Origin of the sequence: Vibrio sp. 10N.261.52.A1 (assembly GCF_002876325.1) — a bacterium.
GTDB lineage: Bacteria > Pseudomonadota > Gammaproteobacteria > Enterobacterales > Vibrionaceae > Vibrio > Vibrio chagasii.
This window is the reverse complement of sequence record NZ_MCYD01000895.1, coordinates 5,675-6,700: the sequence shown is the minus strand read 5'-3', so window position 1 is coordinate 6,700 and position 1,026 is coordinate 5,675. Positions and strand designations below refer to the sequence as shown.

2 protein-coding genes are annotated in these 1,026 nt (G+C 44.9%); both read right to left on the bottom strand.

Going from position 1 to position 1,026, the window contains the following annotated elements; translation table 11 throughout:
• Positions 1 to 71: 71 nt before the first annotated feature.
• Positions 72 to 566, bottom strand: coding sequence for an acetolactate synthase small subunit (ilvN, locus tag BCT81_RS19400; protein WP_008219984.1), 495 nt, complete (start codon positions 564 to 566; stop codon positions 72 to 74).
• 1 nt (position 567) lies between these two features.
• Positions 568 to 1,026, bottom strand: a 459-nt coding sequence (locus BCT81_RS19395) for a thiamine pyrophosphate-dependent enzyme (RefSeq protein WP_241908244.1), incomplete at its 5' end; no start/stop codon positions are given.

Below are 1,026 nucleotides of genomic sequence, written 5' to 3'. Positions count from 1 at the left end.
AGCTATAAAATTAACAAAATAAAAGCCGCTTAAAAAAGCGGCTATAAAACTATTTTTTAAGTGCTTGTTGTTTAAGCTTTCAGCGCACGTTCGCCACGGGCGATGCCCACAACGCCACTGCGTGCCACTTCAAGTACTTCAGTCACTTCAGACAACGCTTGAATGAAAGCATCCAGCTTTTCACTCGTACCCGCCATTTGCACTGTATATTGAGAAGCCGTCACATCAACGATCTGACCACGGAAGATATCCGCTGTGCGTTTCACTTCTGCACGAGCAAAACCGCTCGCACGTACTTTAACCATCAAGAGCTCACGCTCGATGTGTTCAAGCTCAGACACCTCTTGCACTTTTAGTACATCGATCAGCTTGTGCAGTTGCTTTTGAATCTGTTCAAGCTGCATTTCGCTCGAGTTGGTCGTCACGTTCAAACGAGAAAGCGTTGGATCATCGGTTGGCGATACGTTCAACGACTCAATGTTGTAGCCACGTTGAGAAAACAAACCAACAACACGAGAAAGCGCACCCGGTTGGTTTTCCATTAGTAGTGAAATAATGTGTCTCATATTATGTTCTCTCCGTTTTGCTTAGCCACATGTTATCCATACCCTCGCCCTTAATCTGCATTGGGTATACGTGCTCGGTATCATCCACACTGATATCGACAAATACCAAACGGTCTTTCATCGCCAGTGCTTTTTCCAAACCTGATTCCAGTTCATCTGGAGATGAAATGCGCATACCTACGTGGCCATAAGCCTCTGCGATGGCAGCAAAATCAGGAACAGAGTCCATATATGAGTTAGAGTGGCGACCTTGATAAACAATGTCTTGCCACTGTTTTACCATTCCTAAGAAACGGTTGTTTAGGTTAATAATCTTAACTGGGATATTGTATTGCAGCGCCGTAGACAACTCTTGGATATTCATCTGAATACTGCCATCACCGGTTACCACTACTACTTCTTCATCTGGCTTAGCAAACTTAACACCCATGCCAGCAGGCAGACCAAAGCCCATAGTGCC